Raw genomic sequence first — 14,389 nt, forward strand, 5'->3', positions numbered from 1 at the left:
TCTTTCCGTTCGGTCGGAGGAGGATCCAACAATGACCGAACCCGGCGAAAGCAGTTCCCATAACCGGATCGACGACAAGCAGCTCGTCATTTTGCTGAAACAGAAAACAGGCATTTCGGACGCGCAAGCCAGGAGGCTGATAAAAGCGGTTGGACGCGATCGTCCTGCGCTGTTGCGGGAAGCCAGAATCATCAGGGCGAGGCACTCGGGCGTCTAGTTCACGCCGCCGCTTGAGCCGGTCGATGGGCCTTTCCGAAAAACGGCCATCCCCTCAGCGTGCGACCAGCCGAGAAACCTTGAGCCGCGGCGCGAAGAAGCAGCGCAAATAGGGCTGATTGGTTATCACGTAGTTGTTTTCGCAGATATGATATTGGCCGTCCGGCGATTCCTGAACCCGATCTCGCGGGATGTTGAAACCGTCGGGCAAATAGGTATAGCCGCCGTCGGCTCTGGACCGCACCGAAGACTGAGGGATGGCGCGGCAATCTTGACTGCCGCAGCACTTGAATCTCGTTACCGGGTCAATCTTGTCTTCGTACCAATCATGCGCATTGGCGCCTGTTGCGGCGGCAATGCACATGGCTGTGAAGATGACCCTTCGCATGGCATTCCTCGTGTGCGGAGGCGCTGCTCATTCGGGCGTCATGTATATTAGCGTTGCGCCGAAAATGCCATTGCATCGCGAAGGCCCGGCACGGCAGCCGTCTGCCTCGCCCGCTCACACCAGCCATCGTTTTGGATGGTCTCGCCGGTCATGAACGCGTTCTGCATAAGATACAGACAGGCGGGCGCGCGATGTCGGAGGGCGTGGCGAAGCGCTTTTAGTCGTTGGTTGCTGCGTCTCGTTGCCCCAGAATCGCTTGTGCCTCCTGGCGGCATGCACAAGAATCGGCGGCTTGCGCAGACCTGCCGATTGCGAGATGGTGGGCGATGATCGCCGGTAGGTATCTGGATCACAAATTGGAATGCCCGTATTGCGGTGTGATCCGGTTGCAGATCCCCATCGATGCTCAACCCATTACCCAAATCCATTGTGCCGAATGCGGCAAATATCTGGGTACGTGGGACGAACTCCAGACCGACTTCGAGCGCCAGGGCGGCACCGAGGGGGTGTTCCGTCTGGACAAAGGGCGTATCCAGAAGCTCGCTTCCAGCCAATAACGGACCGCCGGTGGCAGCCAAGCCCGGAATTGGCGGGAACTAATTTCTGACTTGAACGTTGCGCCGCCATAGGGGACTTCCCATGGCGCTCACATCTGACAGTCAGTCACAGGAAGCTGTTGTTCAACGGCTTGTCCGGGAGATCGGCATTACCGAAGCGCAGGCGTTGGAACTTGTTTCTTTCCTAGGCTTGAATTGGGGTTCGCTCGTTCGCGAGGCGAAGGCACTGTCGTTCAGGAAGTAGCCTGTTGACGAGCCAGATCCGGTTTTCTTGCACGCGTGCCAAGGCACGCGCTGGAAAGTGCGCAAAGATACATTAGCGATCGCTTGACGAATCCGCCGACCGCACCAGTCTTGCGTCTATGGCAAGAGGCATCAAGGTCGGAGACGAGGTCGCCATCACCGCAACGGTTCGCCGGCGGGTGACGGAGGACCGCGTCAGCGTGTCGATTCCCTCCTATGAGCAGCCGCATTCGATCATCGACCGCACGTCGACCGTGAAGAGAGGCCAGCCGATCGAGCTCGTCGGAGATGTAACGCGCGTCAATGGGGACCGGGTGACAGTGAAGCTCGGCGTACCGGTTACAGTTGACATCGACAAGGTCAGGCTGGTGACCACCAGCAAGCCTCCCGCGCGAAAGCCACCGGTGGTTCAGCGGCCGGCGTAAGGAAGACCGTGCCTGCCGGCAGTTCCGGACGGAAACCCGAGTCACGCTTTCTAGAATTGCTCCGGCAAAAACCCGCCCGGGGAGGAGCGCGGGCGGGTTTTCGCAAGAGCGGCCACATGACTCGCTCACGGATGGCGGCCCTCATTTCGGAGCAAAGGTTCGCCCCGCCGCTGCGTACCGAACAGCAAGACCCGCGGAAGGTTCCCATCGAGCCGAACGCTCCCGCACGCGCCCTCATCTTGACGGCCAAAAACCGCAAACCCATATCGCAGCCAGGCCAGGATCGTTGAAGGTTCCGGCCCGTCTCAGAACTCAAATTGTTCGTTCGACTTGGAGGATCTTATGAACGATCGGATGTTTGACAGCCCTGTTTTCGTGAAGAGCGGGAACAGCCTCATCCAGGAAATCGCGTGCCTCGATGACGCCCTGGAATTTCTCTACGAATGGCCCAAGAACAGACGCGGCACCATCTACGAGACCGCCCTGCGTGCCTGTCAGCGAGCATTCGACAGCGACTATCCGCTAACGGCGGCCAGAGACGCGTTCTGCGGCTTCGCAAAGTCGGTCAAAATCCACGAGGACGTGAGTGTCACTTTGCCTTGGATGACCGGCAAGGGCCCAGGCAGCGGCGTGACTGCGTAGCCGCAAAAAGGAGGCAGTCACGATGCTTGCAAAACCGTTCGAAAAGCCGATCCGCGTCTGGGTCGGACTGGGATTTCCGCGTCAGCTGAACACTGTCGTAGATGCCTATCAGTTCGTCGCCGACTGGTGTGGCAACAGCCCTGAGCAGAAGGCGGCGATGCGTGCCTGCAAGGCCGCCTTGGCCGGCGAAATCGACGCAGAAACGGCGAGAGGCGTCTTCGTTGCCTTTGCCCGCCGGAAGGACATCCTCATCGAGGAGGGAGCAGTTCCGCTCCCAACTGGAAAGGCAGCCCAGCCGAAGCACGCTTGATGGGACCGAGGCGGCGGCCAACGCCGCCTCGTTCACCTGTAGGACGCGAACTAGCGCTTGGCGCTGTCGGTGTCGGCATCGGCCCGGGCGAGGAATGTCTCGGTGACCTGCGGAAGATTGTCCTTCAGCCACTCGGCCATCGCTTCTTCTTCGCGCAGGTTCTGCTCACAGACCCGAGCAATCTCGGCTTCACCCACGGATTCAGCGGCAGCCATGAGGATCGTATAGGAAGCGATCTCCATATGCTCGAAGGTGTAGCTGGCCAGAGAGCCTTTCATCACCTCGTCGCCGGCGAACACGCCGCTGATCGACTGCGCCATTGCGGTCAGTTTTCCGCCTGCGTCCTTCAGTGTTGACGAACCTTCTTCCAGGCCATCGAGGCAAGACTTCAATCGTCTCGCCTGCTCCTTGGTCTCGGCGAGGTGAGCGCGGATGCGTTCGCTGAGGTCCGGATAGCTCTCGAGCCGGCCCAGCTGGCCGGACAGCATCGTCTCGGCTTGCTCTTCCATTGCGTGAGCATCCCTCAGCCACTGGATCAGCCATTCGCGGGATTCAGACATAGTTTGTTCCTCCTAGTTGGGTGCGCCCGAACCACAAGGACTGCGGATTGTTCCGTGGCGAGAGTGACGGGAGTGGGCATGACGAGCAGCAGGCCCGCGGCTCCTCGAAAAGCGTCGCTGACAGGACGGAAGCCGCGTCCGCATACCACCTCCCAGAGGCTGGAACATTCCCAAAGGGAGGCGGTTTTATTCCTATCCAGGAGGAACAACCATGGCAGACGACACGACCAAGCGTGATTTCCGCGACCGCGGCCGCGTGTCAGGCGATGAGGAATATGAGATCGCCCACTTCGCGAGGAAATTTCAGCTGACAATCCCCGAGGCTCGCGACCTCATCAAAAAGCACGGAAACGATCGTGCGACGCTGGAGCGCGAAGCAAGGGCGGTGGCGAGCCGCTGACGGGCGTTCGCACTTGTGCGGAGATACTGCGAAGGAGACTTGACATGGCTAATAACCTATCCCGCGAGGAGGAGCAGCGTGGCACCAGCAGGGTCTTCATGTGGGGTAGCGTCGCCGCGGCCGTAATCTTTGTGGCCCTTCTGGCGCTATTTTGGTTCGGCTCGTGATTGCCGTCGGCCACAATGGCAAAGACTTTGCGGCGTGCCTCAGCCCTGCTCGACCGGTCAGGGCTGCGTCCTTAACTTGAGATTTCGAAATGAGGCAACCGACGGCATGGGCGGGGGGCGATGGGGAGCCGTCGGTTACCAGGAACAGGGGCCATCGAATCAAAATATGCATAGGCCCTTATATGATCATGCCAGCAATTTGCGTTCTTGGAAACTGGTTCCGCCCGAAAATTCAATCGCCTATGCCTAAGAACGCAGATTCGAGATGATCTTCACGGGCCTCGCCCGCTACGCCGCATTTCGCTGAGCCGCACTGAACGGATGGTCCATGGTAAACGCATCCGGCCGGATACGCCGCTCTACCTGCACCCAAGTAACGGGATGCGCGATGGGGAAGCCGGGGCGGGCCCGCGGCGAAAAAGCGCCGGCGGCCGTGTTGCCTCGCCCGTTGCGAAGATAGTCGATAAAGATGCGGCCCTTGCGGGCCGCCGGCGCGGCCGACAGCAAGTAGCGGTCGGGTTCTGCGTCGGCGAGGACCTGGGCAATCGACCTGGCGAGCTGCCGCGCGCGGTCGTGGGTCATTTTCGCCGCCAGCGGCGCCAACAAGTGAATGCCCTTGCCGCCCGTGACCTTCGGCCAGCTTTCCAGACCTGACGCTGCCATGATGTCCCGCAGCGCCAGCGCGGTCTCAGTCACTTGCGCCCATTCCACGCCCTCACCAGGGTCGAGATCCAGCACGATCCGGTCGGCATGCTCGATGTCATCCACCGTGGCATTCCACGGGTGGAGCTCGACCGCATCCATTTCGACCAGCCCGAGCAAGCCGTCGAGGTCGTCGACCCAGACCCGAGTGCCCTCCCCACCTTCTCGCTTCTCGACGCGCAGCTGGTGCACCGCTGCCGGGATCTCGGGCAGCATTCCCTTGTGGTAGAAAGTTGCCCCGAAGGCATGACGGACGAGCTTCAGTGGGCGACGGCCGAGGTGCACCAGCGCCTGATCGGCGACCAGACTCCAATAGCGGAAGAGCTCATCCTTGGAAGGCGAAACCGCATCGGGCAGCAGCTGCAAGATATTCTCACGCGGCACGCCGTGATCTCGGTCCGCTCTTCGTTTCGACGGCGCCGGCGGCTTTGGCGGGACGGCCACCAGGTCCTCGCGGAGCCCCTTGAACACGGCTTCGCGCAAGATCCCGCGATCGGTAACGCCGCTGAACTGCACCTCGGCCAGGACTTCGGGTCTCACCCAGGTCGCCTTTGGCTTCACAATGGGCTCCGACAAAGGCGATTTGCCGATGATCAGCGGATCGAGCCGTTCGCGAACGCGTCGCGCCACTTCAAGCGTATAACCGCTCTGAGCCTTGCCTGCATAAAGCAGCCGATCGCCCTCGCGCCTGCCGATATAGAGCGATGCGATCCGGCGCGGCTCAGCACCAAGTTTCTCGACGAACGCGACGATCGGAAAGGTGTCGCTCTTGATGCATTTGACCTTGACCCAACTCGTCTGCACGCCAGAACGGTAGGGCGCGTCCGAGCGCTTCGACACGATCCCCTCCAGGCCCATCCGGCAGGCATGATCGAACATCTCCCTGCCGCTCACCTCCAGATGCTCGGCATAGGTCAGCGTCGGCGCGCTGTCCTTCAGCAGCGTTTCGAGCGCTGCCTTGCGCTCGACCAGCGGCTGCTGTCGGAGATCGCGGCCGTCGAGGTGCAGCAGGTCGAAGGCATAGAAGATCAATCTCGAAGAGTTTGGGTTGCCCAACTCGCGCTCCAGCGCCTGGTAGTCAGGCAGGCCGGTGTCGCCGATCACGACAGCCTCGCCATCGATGATCGCAGATTTCACCGGCAAGCCTGCCGCCGCCTGGACAATCCTCCTGTAGCGATGTGACCAGTCATAGCCGCGGCGCGTGAAGGCTCGCGCTGTTCCGCCCTCCACGATGAGCTGGGTTCGGTAACCGTCATATTTGATCTCGTGCAGCCATTCGCCGTCTTCGGGAGCTTTCTCGACCAAGGTGGGCGATTGGAACTCGATGAAGGAAAGCCGGTCTTTGCCGCTGGTCATGCACGCGCGACTCCACGAACCGCGACTCAAGCCGGAGCAGTCCCATCAGTTCCTTCCATTTTAGTAAAATCGTATGTTTGTCCAACTTGGCAAAGCGCGGCCTCGCAAAGGCAACACGTTGCCCTCCGGGCCGCAGAGTGCTCCGATTATCTGATCAGATGTTTTATCAGTTGAGTGCGGAACAATCCTTAGCCGGCGACGTTTGGCTGCGGGGTGGATCTTCTTCAGGTGGGCCGTCAATGAACAAGTCAATCGTAATGGATTCGGTCGAAATCGACACGCTGGAAGACAGGTATTACGTGCGCGTTATCGAGGATGGCGTTGTCACCATCAAGGGTTTCGGTTCCGAAGCGGACGCGAAAGCTTTTGCCAAGCACGAACACACGCGACTGGGACTTGACGCTGTCAAGCAGCCGGGCACCGGCCAAAAGCTGCGATACGGGTTTCCGGAAAGTTGATGCCGCCTCGAAGATCGAGGAGTCTCTGACTTCCCTTCGGGAACGCCGGCAACGCGCGGCCGCGGTCCTGCCCTGCAAATAAGTCAGCCATGCGCGTCGTTCATTTGCCTGGTCGAGGTTGAACCAGCTTGAAGTCGAAGCTCTCCGGCAAACGTCCACGAGTGCTCACAGGCCTCACGGAGGACGCGACCTCCGGTTTGCGTGGACAGTTAGCTCGCTGCCAGCAGCGCTCGGCAGCGGGACTAGCTTAGCGGCGCTGTTTATGGCGATAGCCATTCATTTCGGGCCTGACGGCCGAAAGCGAGGGCCCCTTCGCCGTGAACACGACGCCCGCCGCCTCAAAAGCGCGACGGATGCGGGTTCGTTTCTCGGCCCGCAGAATTCTGATCCCGTTCTCGAAGTCGCGAATGGTCCCCTCCCCTAGGCTGGCCTTGGCGCCGAGGCGCACTTGCGACCAGTGCAGGAGTTCTCGCGCGGCTCGCGACTCCTCTGGCGTCAAATCCATCAAGGGGTCTCCCCTAGGGTTTTTCAGCTGTCAATTTCCAGCCTCGCGTGTCCCGGCTGCTCGTGCCAGATCACCTGCCGGAGATCGCCCCAGTCCACTGCCTGCCCGCAGGCGGGACATGTCCGGAACTGGTCCTCTTCGTTGGCGGCTGCTCTGACCCGCAACCGGGCAAAGATCGGCGGCCCCAAATCAGAAAGCTTTGTCACCCAGCTTCCTTGCCTCACGTTGCAAAATCTTACGGTCGTTGCCGTGCTCGCTGATCAGTTCCCGAACCTGTTCAGGCGTGATGCGATGCTGCTTGGCAAAGTAGCGAACCTCATAATCGTCGTCCGCCGACACACGGTCGCGGTCCCGGAAATCGCGCTTCGTTTTGACGTCTGCCATGGTTGCTCCTCCTGGCAAAACGAACACCGGGAAGGCAGGAATGTTCCAAACCGCTAATATGTGCGTGAAGCGCTACGGCCGGGATGGGGTCGGCCACGGCATTGCCTGGGGAGGCCTCAAATGAAGTAACCGGCGGCATGGGCGGGGGGCGTTGGGGAGCCGCCGGTCACCAGGCAAGGGCCCATCTAATCAGAAAATGCATAGGCCCTTATATGATCATGCCAGCATTTTTCGCTCTTGGGAACTGGTTTCGGCATAAAATTCAAGATCGTACGCCCAAAGGTGCACGTTCTAATGATTTGCACGCCGGCGCTGCGACAGGAACCAGATCGGCACGCCCGCGTCATAAAGACAGGTTTCTGTCGTAACCCGGGAGTGAAGTCGATGGTCCGGCTCTTCGTTGTCGCTGCCGTGGCGTTCGCGCTCGCATGCAGCGGAGCTCAGGCGGCCAGGCTTGACCTCGACGCGGTCAATCAGGCGCAATTCAGCGAGGGCGAGCCGAAGGACGTCAGTCCGATGCTTCTCAAGGCGCAGATCCTTCTCGATCGCGCCCGCTTCTCGCCGGGCCTGATCGACGGTCGCCTCTCCGACAATTTTGCCAAAGCCGTGGCGGCGTTCCAGGCGGCCAACGGACTGGCTTCCGACGGCAAGCTCACACGCGAGACCTGGGACAAGCTGACGGCGGGCTCCGCCGAGCCGGTTCTGGTGACATATGAGGTCACGGTCAAGGACGTGCGCGGCCCCTTTACCAGGCGCATCCCCACGCGCCTGGAGCGGATGGCTAGTCTGAAGCGCCTCGGCTATCGCAATGCGCGGGAGAGGCTGGCCGAGCGTTTCCACATCAGCGAACAATTGCTGAAGACGCTAAACCCGCGCGTCGGGTTCCGGAAGGCAGATGTGAGCCTCGTAGTGCCCGATCTCGGACGGGGCGACGCCCCGGCGGAGATCGAGACCATCGAGGTCGACAAGGCATCCCGCCAGGTCCGCGCGCTCGATCCATCAGGCAAGCCGGTTGCGGTCTATCCGGCCTCGATCGGCAGCGAGGAAAAGCCGGCGCCGAGCGGCGCCGCGGAGGTCAAACGCGTGGTGCGCAATCCGACCTATCACTACAATCCGAAATTCGCCTTCAAGGGGGTCAAGAGCAAGCGGCCCTTCACCATCGCCAAGGGACCGAACAATCCGGTGGGATCGGTCTGGATCGACCTCTCGATCGAAAGCTATGGCATCCACGGCACGCCGGATCCCGGCAAGATCGGCACGACCTACTCGCATGGCTGCATCCGGCTGACCAACTGGGATGCCGAAGACCTCGCCGCCATGGTCAAGCCGGGCATGAAAGTCGAGTTCAAGGACGAGACGGCGCAGGACGGGCAGGCGCAGTAAAAACGCCGGGAGGAGCGAGCCGCCAAGGCGGGATCGCTGCATAAGCCTAATTTATCGTTACCCCTAGTTTTTCAGAACGTTACACGGCCTTCCGTCGCCTGTAGCTTCGGCGGCGCGCTTTTGAAAACGATCTGGAATTGGTGGTTCGATGCAAGCACATGCGAGAGTGGTGATCGTCGGCGGAGGATGCGTCGGCGCCGGCATCCTTTACGGCCTGGCCAAGCGCGGCTGGACCGACGTTGCGCTGCTCGAGCGGACCCAGCTTACGGCCGGCTCCACCTGGCATGCGGCGGGCCTGATCCCGTCCTATACCCGCAACATCAATGTCGGCCGCATGATCAAGAAGACCATCGAGATCTATGAAGGGCTGGAGGCCGAAACCGGCCAGCCGGTCGGCTGGCACAAATGCGGCCAGCTGCGCATTGCCAACAGCCGCGACCGGCTAGACGAATTCAAGAGTTATATGAGCGTGGCCGACGTCCAGGGCATGCGCGCTGAGTTGCTGACGCCGGGCGAAGCGAGGCAGCTGGCGCCGCTGCTCGACAACGACCACATGCTGGGCGCGCTTTATCATCCCGATGACGGCCATATCGCGCCGGCCGATGTGACCATCGCCATGGCCAAAGGCGCGCGGGATCTGGGTGCCAAGGTGTACTTGAACACCGAGGTCACCGGCTTCAGGCGCACGCCCGGCGGCGAATGGCTCGTCCAGACTAACAAGGGCGACATCACCTGCGAGCACGTGATCTCCGCGACCGGCAATTATGCGCGCCAGACCGGCGCGCTGCTCGGCCTCGATATCCCGGCGATCCCGATCCTGCATCAGTACTGGATCACCGAAGCGGTGCCGGAAATCGTCGAGCGGAAAAGGCAGGGCCGCCCCGAAATGCCGATCCTGCGCGACGAAGGGTTCGAGGGCTATCTGCGCGAAGAAGGCGACGGGCTGATGTTCGGGCCTTACGAGCGCACGCCGAACCTGAAACTGTTCGCCGAGGACGGCGTCCCTTCCTGGTTCGGCGCCGACCTCGTCGAAGAAGATTTCGAGGCGGTGTCGTGGAACTGGGAGCAGGCTCTGCAGCTGGTGCCGGCGCTGGGGCGCGTCGGTATCAAGGCCAATGTGCGCGGACCGTTCCAGATGACCGCGGACGAGCTTCCCTTGATGGGGCCGGCCTGGGGCCGGCCCAATGTCTGGCTGGCCGAAGGCGTGCCAGGCGGCATCCTGTGGGGCGGCACGATCGGCTATTACCTGTCGGAACGGATCGTCGAAGGCGGCAACAGCCTCGACACCTCGGATCTCGATCCGCGCCGCTTCGGCGACTATGCCAACAAGGCCTGGACGCGCGAAAAGGTCCGCGAGGCCTGGGGCACACATGCGGAGCAGAAGTATCCGGGACAGGACATGCCCGCCGCCCGGCCGCAGAAGACCGCGCCTTCCTATGACAGGCTGACCGAGCTCGGCGCCGTCTGGGGCGTGCTCAATGGCTGGGAGATGCCCAATTGGTTCGCGCGCAGCGGCGTCGAAGCCAAGGACCAGTATAGCTGGCGATGGACGCCGAAGGGGAACCTCGTGGCCGAGGAAGTCCAGGCGGTGCGCACTGCCGTCGGCCTGGTCGAGATGACGCCAATGACCAAGTTCGAGGTATCCGGACCGAACGCGGCCGCCTGGCTGGACAGGATCATCGCCAATCGCTTGCCGGCGGTCGGAAAGGTGACGCTGGCCCATCACCTCACTGCAGGCGGCGGGGTGCAGGCGGAGTACATGGTGGCGCGCCTCGGAGAAGACCTGTTCTACCTCATCTCGACGCCGCGCGCCGAGCGCTGGAATTTCGACGATCTCTCAAGGCTGCTGCCCGCCGACGGCAGCGTATCGCTGAAGAACGTCACCAACGATCGCGGCTGCTTCACCGTCGTCGGGCCCAAGGCACGCGAAGTGCTGCAGCCGCTGACCGAGATCGATCTTTCGAACGAAAAGTTCCCGTGGTTCAGCGTGACGACCGGCCGCGTCGCCCTGGCCAGCGACGTGCGGCTGCTGCGCGTCAACTATGAGGGCGAGCTCGGCTGGGAACTCTATCATCCGCTGCCCTATCAGCGGCAGCTGCTGGATGCCATCCTAAAGGAGGGCGAGAAGCACGGCATGCGGCTTGTCGGGTTGCATGCGCTGGAGTCGCTCAGGCTCGAAAAATCCTATCGCGCCATGTATCGCGACATGAACCCTGAGCTCAACGCGCTGGAGAGCGGGCTCGAGCGCTTCATCCGCCTCGACAAGGGCGATTTCGTCGGCCGCGAGGCGGTGCTGAAATACAAGGCGAGGAACGACCAGCGCCGGTCGGTGACGCTCAAGATCGAAACCGACGGCGCGAGCACGCTTGCCTCCGAGGGCCTTTATAGCGACGGCGAACTTGTCGGGCGCATTACGTCGGGCGGCTACGGCTATGCGCTCGGCCATGACGTGGCGCTGGCCCTTCTGCCGGAACGTCTGAGCAAACCCGGCACCAAGCTCGAGGTCGCCATTTTGGGGGAATGGAAGATCGCCGAGGTGATCGCGGACTCGCCTTACGATCCGACCTCGGCCAGGGCGCGTATGTGATGCGCGTCGATCGGATCAACGTCTATTCGGCGCAGCTGCCCGTCAAAGGCGGCGTCTACCGCATGGCCAGCGACGACGTGGAGTCGCTGGACTCGACGCTTGTCGAGATCGTGACCGAAGACGGTTTGACCGGCTGGGGCGAGACCTGCCCGATCGGACCGGTCTATCAGCCGCACCATGCGCTGGGCGCTCGCGCGGCGATCGCCGAAATCGCCCCGGGACTGATCGATGCGGAGATCGCTTCGATCAGACTGCTTGCGAAACAGATGGACGAGCGCCTGAACGGACATGGCTATGCCAAGGCCGCGTTCGACATGGCCTTTCTCGACCTGCTCGGCCAAAAGCTCGGCGTGCCGGTCTCGACGCTGCTGGGCGGCGCGCTGACCGATCGCGTGCCGGCCTATTATTCGCTGATCGTAGGTCCGCCGGACGAAACGGCGAGGATCGCCGCCGACAAGGTGAAGGCCGGCTATCCGCGCCTCCAAGTGAAGATCGGCGGGCGCAACCTCGAAGAAGACGTGGCCGTCGTGCACAAGGTCTGGGAAGCTGTCGGCTACAAGGCGCGCATCGCGGTCGACGGCAACCGGGGCCTGACAATCGCGTCGGCAATCCATCTCGACCGGCTTTGCCACGCCATCCCCTTCGTCTTCGAACAGCCCTGCAACACCATGGATGAAGTCGCTACGCTGAAGGGCCGGGTGACGCATCCGGTCTACCTCGACGAGAGTACCGAGGACCAGAACGCGGTGCTTCGAGCGATCTCCATGGGCATCGCCGATGGCTTCGGCTTCAAGGTGACGCGCCTCGGCGGCCTCACGAAGATGACAACCGTGCGCGACCTTTGCGCCATTCGCTCGCTGCCGCACAGCTGCGACGACGCCTGGGGCGGCGACATCATCGCGGCGGCCTGTGTCCATCTTGCTGCCACGGTCGAGCCGCGCCGGATGGAGGGAGCCTGGATCGCCCAAGAATATATCGACGGGCATTTCGACCGGAAGAACCCGGTCGTGATCGAAAAGGGCTTCATAGCCGTGCCGCAGCGGCCGGGCCTGGGCGTCAAACCGGAACCCGGGACATTCGGCAAGCCGCTGGCGACTTACGGAGCCTGACCACCGGCCAGGCTTTGGCTGGCGCCAGCCGATCACTTCTTGGGCCTCGCGGATCGTTCCGCCTCATCCCGCGTTGAGTGGCACGCAAAGGGAGGAACGGCAATGGATGATGATCGGACCGAGAAGATCAGGCAGCGTGCCTATGAGCTCTGGCAGCGCGAGGGCAGCTTGCATGGCGACCATGAGCGGCACTGGCGCCAGGCCGAGATGGAGATCGATCGCGAGGCGGCGCTGCCGCTCACGGCAGACGATGCGCTGCCGGGAACGCGCGAGATCGACAGCGCGGATGTGCTGACGGTCGAGGCGCTTGCGATACGCACCGGCATATCGGCCCAAGAAGCGCAGGAGTTGCTCGACAGGCTGGGCAGCGACCGCGCCGCGATCGAGCAGGCGGCGCGGAGCATCCGGGCACGGAAAGGGCTGTAGGTCAGGAACCCAGACGCGTGCGACGTTGCCGGCATTCGACGTCGGCGGAACCCTCGTTGCCATCGACAGTTCCTCCTGTCTAACCACAGGAGACCTGTCATGGATCATACCAACCACGTGAGGCTGACAAACGCCGAATTGACTCCCAGCATTCTCGAAGGCGCGACCATCTACGGCCCGGACGACGAAAAGATCGGCTCAGTCGACCACATGCATGGCAGCCAGGTCGTCATCGCTGTCGGCGGCTTCCTCGGCATCGGTGCAAAGCCGGTCGCCGTCAGCGCCAACCAATTGGATTTCATGCGCGACGAGGACGGCGACGTCCACGCCGTGACCAGATGGACGAAGGACCAGCTGAAGTCGATGCCCGAGCATCACGACTGAGCACGGGAGGGTCCGACGAGAGCCGGGCCTCCATTCAGCAGGTCGCGCTCGGCGGCCTGCACGTGGCCCCCGCGCTCAACGAGACGACGGCGGTGGAGAAGCGGCGACGCGCTCCGCCCCGTTGCCGGGGCTAACGAAGGCCGTCAGCCCTTCATTGAATTGCTGTAGACCTGCACGCCGACGCGCTCGTTGCGGCGCCAGCGCACCACGGCCCGATAAACGGCGTCGTCATCGGGAACAATGAGCGTGAAACGGTCGGGCAATTCCACCTGCGGCCCGACGCGCAGTTCGGCGCCATGCTCGTGCTGATTACGGACGGAGCACCTGATGCTGGCGTCGCCGGTGACGATTGTAGCCTCCTTCAGCACGAATTCTCGTGAATGAAGACGGCGCTCTAAGTGGGGAAAGGTGGCCATGATGCACTGGTCCCGAAACTTGCCCGGCGGGCTCAAACTCAATCGCCCGACGCACCACCCTAGCGCGGACGTGTTTCCGTTCCGTTAGCGTTTTCTAATCACTGCCCACTCGGCGATCCCGTTTCCGCACAGGCGGCGCCGGACCGAACGAGCTTGTCGCATGCCGCTAATGCCGCTTGAAATACTGGACCTCGCGCTCGTGCTTTTCGGCAGCCTCGCGCGACTTGAAGGTACCGAGATTCCGGCGTTTGCCGGTCCTCGGATCCGCCTTGCGCGAATAGAGCCGGTAGTCGCCGGACTTCAGCTTGCGGATCATGGGACACCTCCTCTGCTCGTAAGTCTAATCCACTCGACCTGTCCGGGGTTCCAGCAGCGAACGTGATCCATTTCACGGAAGCGCCGCGCCGAATGTCGGAATCGACGCGGCAGCGACACGATTGGGTCGGATTATTTGTACTCAAACGACTTCCGCGGCGTTAGTCTTTGCGTCCGCGAGCATGCCGGACTGGAGGAGGGTGAGATGGCGACGGCCAAGCTTCACGGCGTTGAACTCGTCAAGGGCCAGAGGTGGACGGTGCGCGTCACCGCCTACGGCACTACGCTGACCTTCCCTTTCGAAGCCGAGCAATTTGCGCGCTCCTATGCCGATGGTCAGGCCTTCCGCCTCGGCGTCGAGGTGGTCGAGTTGAAGGACTGCGCCTGAGCGGCTGCGGGCGTAGCGATCGCCGCCACGGGTTCGCCGCGCGACAAATCTATCGCCAAGCTCCGATA

At 62.2% G+C, this 14,389-nt stretch carries 22 protein-coding genes; 15 read left to right on the forward strand and 7 right to left on the reverse strand.

What is annotated here, in order from left to right; genetic code table 11:
• The first annotated feature begins 31 nt into the window (after positions 1-31).
• On the forward strand, positions 32-217 hold the full coding sequence (locus A9K66_RS07770; protein WP_066992988.1) for a hypothetical protein: 186 nt from the start codon (positions 32-34) through the stop codon (positions 215-217).
• Between the two features lie 54 nt (positions 218-271).
• Here A9K66_RS07770 and A9K66_RS30110 read toward each other — a convergent pair whose 3' ends face one another.
• Positions 272-604, reverse strand: coding sequence for a hypothetical protein (locus tag A9K66_RS30110; RefSeq protein ID WP_127215351.1), 333 nt, complete (start codon positions 602-604; stop codon positions 272-274).
• Between the two features lie 326 nt (positions 605-930).
• Between A9K66_RS30110 and A9K66_RS07780 the strand changes: the two genes are divergently transcribed.
• From A9K66_RS07780 to A9K66_RS07795, 5 genes are all read left to right on the forward strand, one after another.
• Positions 931-1,161: a hypothetical protein gene (locus tag A9K66_RS07780; protein WP_067321889.1), complete on the forward strand. Its 231-nt coding sequence runs from the start codon at positions 931-933 to the stop codon at positions 1,159-1,161.
• Positions 1,162-1,243: 82 nt separating this feature from the next.
• On the forward strand, positions 1,244-1,405 hold the full coding sequence (locus tag A9K66_RS30685) for a hypothetical protein (RefSeq protein WP_095801495.1): 162 nt from the start codon (positions 1,244-1,246) through the stop codon (positions 1,403-1,405).
• 118 nt (positions 1,406-1,523) lie between these two features.
• On the forward strand, positions 1,524-1,829 hold the full coding sequence (locus tag A9K66_RS07785) for a hypothetical protein (protein WP_066992982.1): 306 nt from the start codon (positions 1,524-1,526) through the stop codon (positions 1,827-1,829).
• Between the two features lie 342 nt (positions 1,830-2,171).
• Positions 2,172-2,471: a DUF982 domain-containing protein gene (locus tag A9K66_RS07790; protein WP_067321894.1), complete on the forward strand. Its 300-nt coding sequence runs from the start codon at positions 2,172-2,174 to the stop codon at positions 2,469-2,471.
• Between the two features lie 22 nt (positions 2,472-2,493).
• A complete protein-coding gene (locus tag A9K66_RS07795; RefSeq protein WP_067321896.1) occupies positions 2,494-2,781 on the forward strand; it encodes a DUF982 domain-containing protein in 288 nt (95 codons plus the stop codon).
• Between the two features lie 50 nt (positions 2,782-2,831).
• Here A9K66_RS07795 and A9K66_RS07800 read toward each other — a convergent pair whose 3' ends face one another.
• On the reverse strand, positions 2,832-3,341 hold the full coding sequence (locus tag A9K66_RS07800) for a DUF892 family protein (protein ID WP_067321899.1): 510 nt from the start codon (positions 3,339-3,341) through the stop codon (positions 2,832-2,834).
• Between the two features lie 211 nt (positions 3,342-3,552).
• On the opposite strand from A9K66_RS07800, the gene A9K66_RS07805 reads away from it, so the two are divergent.
• Together A9K66_RS07805 and A9K66_RS31445 are read left to right on the forward strand one after the other, a co-directional pair.
• Positions 3,553-3,741, forward strand: a complete 189-nt coding sequence (locus A9K66_RS07805) for a DUF3606 domain-containing protein (protein WP_067321902.1) — start codon at positions 3,553-3,555, stop codon at positions 3,739-3,741.
• Between the two features lie 44 nt (positions 3,742-3,785).
• The gene (locus A9K66_RS31445; protein ID WP_278056501.1) at positions 3,786-3,908 is read left to right on the forward strand and encodes a hypothetical protein; all 123 of its coding nucleotides are present in this window, start codon (positions 3,786-3,788) and stop codon (positions 3,906-3,908) included.
• A gap of 288 nt (positions 3,909-4,196) precedes the next feature.
• On the opposite strand, the gene ligD is transcribed toward A9K66_RS31445, so the two are convergent.
• Positions 4,197-5,966, reverse strand: coding sequence for a DNA ligase D (gene ligD / locus A9K66_RS07810; RefSeq protein ID WP_067321907.1), 1,770 nt, complete (start codon positions 5,964-5,966; stop codon positions 4,197-4,199).
• Between the two features lie 239 nt (positions 5,967-6,205).
• On the opposite strand from ligD, the gene A9K66_RS07815 reads away from it, so the two are divergent.
• Positions 6,206-6,424: a hypothetical protein gene (locus tag A9K66_RS07815; protein ID WP_095824617.1), complete on the forward strand. Its 219-nt coding sequence runs from the start codon at positions 6,206-6,208 to the stop codon at positions 6,422-6,424.
• A gap of 247 nt (positions 6,425-6,671) precedes the next feature.
• On the opposite strand, the gene A9K66_RS07820 is transcribed toward A9K66_RS07815, so the two are convergent.
• The gene (locus A9K66_RS07820; protein ID WP_067321910.1) at positions 6,672-6,929 is read right to left on the reverse strand and encodes a helix-turn-helix domain-containing protein; all 258 of its coding nucleotides are present in this window, start codon (positions 6,927-6,929) and stop codon (positions 6,672-6,674) included.
• Positions 6,930-7,118: 189 nt separating this feature from the next.
• Complete coding sequence (locus A9K66_RS07830) at positions 7,119-7,313, reverse strand: DUF3606 domain-containing protein (protein ID WP_066992956.1); 195 nt, start codon at positions 7,311-7,313, stop codon at positions 7,119-7,121.
• A gap of 384 nt (positions 7,314-7,697) precedes the next feature.
• On the opposite strand from A9K66_RS07830, the gene A9K66_RS07835 reads away from it, so the two are divergent.
• From A9K66_RS07835 to A9K66_RS07855, 5 genes are all read left to right on the forward strand, one after another.
• The gene (locus A9K66_RS07835) at positions 7,698-8,696 is read left to right on the forward strand and encodes a L,D-transpeptidase (protein ID WP_067321915.1); all 999 of its coding nucleotides are present in this window, start codon (positions 7,698-7,700) and stop codon (positions 8,694-8,696) included.
• Between the two features lie 148 nt (positions 8,697-8,844).
• Positions 8,845-11,283 (forward strand): FAD-dependent oxidoreductase, encoded by a 2,439-nt coding sequence (locus A9K66_RS07840; RefSeq protein ID WP_067321917.1) that lies wholly within the window; start codon positions 8,845-8,847, stop codon positions 11,281-11,283.
• Positions 11,283-12,392 carry a mandelate racemase/muconate lactonizing enzyme family protein gene (locus A9K66_RS07845; RefSeq protein ID WP_067321919.1) on the forward strand — a complete coding sequence of 370 codons (1,110 nt, stop codon included), beginning with the start codon at positions 11,283-11,285 and terminating at the stop codon, positions 12,390-12,392. Before A9K66_RS07840 ends, A9K66_RS07845 begins: the two co-directional genes overlap by 1 nt.
• Positions 12,393-12,494: 102 nt before the next feature.
• The gene (locus A9K66_RS07850) at positions 12,495-12,818 is read left to right on the forward strand and encodes a DUF2934 domain-containing protein (RefSeq protein WP_067321922.1); all 324 of its coding nucleotides are present in this window, start codon (positions 12,495-12,497) and stop codon (positions 12,816-12,818) included.
• 99 nt (positions 12,819-12,917) lie between these two features.
• Entirely contained in the window at positions 12,918-13,202 is a 285-nt protein-coding gene (locus A9K66_RS07855) for a photosystem reaction center subunit H (protein ID WP_067321925.1), read from the forward strand.
• 143 nt (positions 13,203-13,345) lie between these two features.
• Here A9K66_RS07855 and A9K66_RS07860 read toward each other — a convergent pair whose 3' ends face one another.
• Together A9K66_RS07860 and A9K66_RS30115 are read right to left on the reverse strand one after the other, a co-directional pair.
• Positions 13,346-13,618: a PilZ domain-containing protein gene (locus A9K66_RS07860; RefSeq protein ID WP_067321928.1), complete on the reverse strand. Its 273-nt coding sequence runs from the start codon at positions 13,616-13,618 to the stop codon at positions 13,346-13,348.
• 166 nt (positions 13,619-13,784) lie between these two features.
• The gene (locus A9K66_RS30115; RefSeq protein WP_156751035.1) at positions 13,785-13,934 is read right to left on the reverse strand and encodes a hypothetical protein; all 150 of its coding nucleotides are present in this window, start codon (positions 13,932-13,934) and stop codon (positions 13,785-13,787) included.
• A 204-nt stretch (positions 13,935-14,138) separates the two neighbouring features.
• Between A9K66_RS30115 and A9K66_RS07865 the strand changes: the two genes are divergently transcribed.
• Positions 14,139-14,321: a hypothetical protein gene (locus tag A9K66_RS07865; RefSeq protein ID WP_067321930.1), complete on the forward strand. Its 183-nt coding sequence runs from the start codon at positions 14,139-14,141 to the stop codon at positions 14,319-14,321.
• Positions 14,322-14,389 lie beyond the last annotated feature (68 nt).

Origin of the sequence: Mesorhizobium sp. AA23 (genome assembly GCF_001672435.1) — a bacterium.
In the GTDB taxonomy this organism is placed as follows: domain Bacteria; phylum Pseudomonadota; class Alphaproteobacteria; order Rhizobiales; family Rhizobiaceae; genus Mesorhizobium.

What these genes read in the sequence shown, in the direction of transcription:
- A9K66_RS07865 (WP_067321930.1), top strand. Translation starts at nt 14,139, where the DNA reads ATGGCGACGGCCAAGCTTCACGGCGTTGAACTCGTCAAGGGCCAGAGG.
- A9K66_RS07845 (WP_067321919.1), top strand. Translation starts at nt 11,283, where the DNA reads ATGCGCGTCGATCGGATCAACGTCTATTCGGCGCAGCTGCCCGTCAAA.
- A9K66_RS07850 (WP_067321922.1), top strand. Translation starts at nt 12,495, where the DNA reads ATGGATGATGATCGGACCGAGAAGATCAGGCAGCGTGCCTATGAGCTC.
- A9K66_RS07815 (WP_095824617.1), top strand. Translation starts at nt 6,206, where the DNA reads ATGAACAAGTCAATCGTAATGGATTCGGTCGAAATCGACACGCTGGAA.
- A9K66_RS07830 (WP_066992956.1), bottom strand. Translation starts at nt 7,313, where the DNA reads ATGGCAGACGTCAAAACGAAGCGCGATTTCCGGGACCGCGACCGTGTG.
- A9K66_RS07800 (WP_067321899.1), bottom strand. Translation starts at nt 3,341, where the DNA reads ATGTCTGAATCCCGCGAATGGCTGATCCAGTGGCTGAGGGATGCTCAC.
- A9K66_RS07780 (WP_067321889.1), top strand. Translation starts at nt 931, where the DNA reads ATGATCGCCGGTAGGTATCTGGATCACAAATTGGAATGCCCGTATTGC.
- A9K66_RS07770 (WP_066992988.1), top strand. Translation starts at nt 32, where the DNA reads ATGACCGAACCCGGCGAAAGCAGTTCCCATAACCGGATCGACGACAAG.
- A9K66_RS07805 (WP_067321902.1), top strand. Translation starts at nt 3,553, where the DNA reads ATGGCAGACGACACGACCAAGCGTGATTTCCGCGACCGCGGCCGCGTG.
- A9K66_RS30115 (WP_156751035.1), bottom strand. Translation starts at nt 13,934, where the DNA reads ATGATCCGCAAGCTGAAGTCCGGCGACTACCGGCTCTATTCGCGCAAG.
- A9K66_RS31445 (WP_278056501.1), top strand. Translation starts at nt 3,786, where the DNA reads ATGGCTAATAACCTATCCCGCGAGGAGGAGCAGCGTGGCACCAGCAGG.
- A9K66_RS07785 (WP_066992982.1), top strand. Translation starts at nt 1,524, where the DNA reads ATGGCAAGAGGCATCAAGGTCGGAGACGAGGTCGCCATCACCGCAACG.
- A9K66_RS07840 (WP_067321917.1), top strand. Translation starts at nt 8,845, where the DNA reads ATGCAAGCACATGCGAGAGTGGTGATCGTCGGCGGAGGATGCGTCGGC.
- A9K66_RS30685 (WP_095801495.1), top strand. Translation starts at nt 1,244, where the DNA reads ATGGCGCTCACATCTGACAGTCAGTCACAGGAAGCTGTTGTTCAACGG.
- A9K66_RS07835 (WP_067321915.1), top strand. Translation starts at nt 7,698, where the DNA reads ATGGTCCGGCTCTTCGTTGTCGCTGCCGTGGCGTTCGCGCTCGCATGC.
- ligD (WP_067321907.1), bottom strand. Translation starts at nt 5,966, where the DNA reads ATGACCAGCGGCAAAGACCGGCTTTCCTTCATCGAGTTCCAATCGCCC.
- A9K66_RS07795 (WP_067321896.1), top strand. Translation starts at nt 2,494, where the DNA reads ATGCTTGCAAAACCGTTCGAAAAGCCGATCCGCGTCTGGGTCGGACTG.
- A9K66_RS07860 (WP_067321928.1), bottom strand. Translation starts at nt 13,618, where the DNA reads ATGGCCACCTTTCCCCACTTAGAGCGCCGTCTTCATTCACGAGAATTC.
- A9K66_RS07820 (WP_067321910.1), bottom strand. Translation starts at nt 6,929, where the DNA reads ATGGATTTGACGCCAGAGGAGTCGCGAGCCGCGCGAGAACTCCTGCAC.
- A9K66_RS07855 (WP_067321925.1), top strand. Translation starts at nt 12,918, where the DNA reads ATGGATCATACCAACCACGTGAGGCTGACAAACGCCGAATTGACTCCC.
- A9K66_RS30110 (WP_127215351.1), bottom strand. Translation starts at nt 604, where the DNA reads ATGCGAAGGGTCATCTTCACAGCCATGTGCATTGCCGCCGCAACAGGC.
- A9K66_RS07790 (WP_067321894.1), top strand. Translation starts at nt 2,172, where the DNA reads ATGAACGATCGGATGTTTGACAGCCCTGTTTTCGTGAAGAGCGGGAAC.